This window comes from Phyllobacterium chamaecytisi (assembly GCF_020164455.1).
Classification (GTDB): Bacteria; Pseudomonadota; Alphaproteobacteria; order Rhizobiales; family Rhizobiaceae; genus Phyllobacterium; species Phyllobacterium chamaecytisi.
On the sequence record NZ_JAIQWW010000061.1, the window covers coordinates 1 to 1,119 of the forward strand.

The window sequence follows — 1,119 nt, forward strand, 5'->3', positions numbered from 1 at the left end:
GGTGGGTTCAAGGATGAAGTGCGACTTGCGATAGATAACAATGGCTTATCACTCGCAAGGACTTGCCCATGGAACGTACCTACTCCCAGATTGATATGGATGAACGCCGCAAGATCGCCCGATGGCGAACGGCTGGTATTAGTGTTGATGTCATTGCCGAGAAGCTCGGTCGTCATCGCTCGACGATTTTCCGCGAGCTGCGACGCAATGCTTTCACAGATTCGCAAATGCCCGAACTCAATGGCTATTATTGTCTGACGGCCAACGACATGGCGCGTGACCGGCGTGCCAAGCTGCGCAAGCTGGCACGGTTCTCGCATCTGCGCCAATCCGTGATCGAGCGCATTATGCATGGCTGGTCGCCGCAACAGATAGCCGGCCGGCTGCAACTGGAGCGGCATCCGATTTGTGTGAGCCATGAGACGATCTACAAGTTCGCCTATTCGCCGGACGGGCATGCGATCAAGCTTTGGCGGCACCTGCCGGAGCACCGGGCCAGACGCCGGCCGAGGCATGCCAGACGGCGCCATGGCCGTCGTTTCAGCCCGGAAGTCAACATTCTTTTCCGCCCCGACGTCGTGGCCGAGCGCAAACAGTTCGGGCATTGGGAATGTGACCTCATGCAGTTTCGCAAGAAGTTCGGAAAGGCCAACGTGACGTCGCTGGTTGAACGCGTCAGCCGGTTTGCTGTATTCCTGCGCAACAACGACCGGCAGTCAAAACCTGTTATGGATGGGCTGATCCAGGCGCTGCAATCCCTGCCCCATCTCGCCCGCCGTTCGATCACCTTCGATCGTGGCACCGAGTTCACCGATTGGCCTTACCTGCAGGCAGGCATCGGAACGCAAACATGGTTCTGTGATCCGCAGTCGCCCTGGCAAAAAGGCACCGTCGAAAACACCAACAGACGGGCCAGGAAATGGCTGTCGAGAGAGGTTGATCCTCTGTCTCTCAGCGACCGTGATCTAACGGAAATCTGCAACAGACTGAATGCAACACCACGCAAATGCCTTGGCTATAAAACGCCAGCAGAAGTCTTCCGGCAAAAACTGCTCGCACAGACACGGCGGGCAGGCTAGCTTTCAGATATCGCAAGTCGCGCTTCAGATGGAATCTACA

The 1,119-nt window shown here is 56.8% G+C and carries 1 protein-coding gene; it reads left to right on the plus strand.

From position 1 onward, the window contains the following. Positions 1-68: 68 nt before the first annotated feature. Positions 69-1,079 carry an IS30 family transposase gene (locus tag LB462_RS30895; protein WP_224515940.1) on the plus strand — a complete coding sequence of 337 codons (1,011 nt, stop codon included), beginning with the start codon at positions 69-71 and terminating at the stop codon, positions 1,077-1,079. Positions 1,080-1,119: the final 40 nt, after the last annotated feature.

Bases quoted from the DNA above. Each gene is read 5' to 3' on its own strand.
- LB462_RS30895 (WP_224515940.1), top strand. From the start codon at position 69: ATGGAACGTACCTACTCCCAGATTGATATGGATGAACGCCGCAAGATC.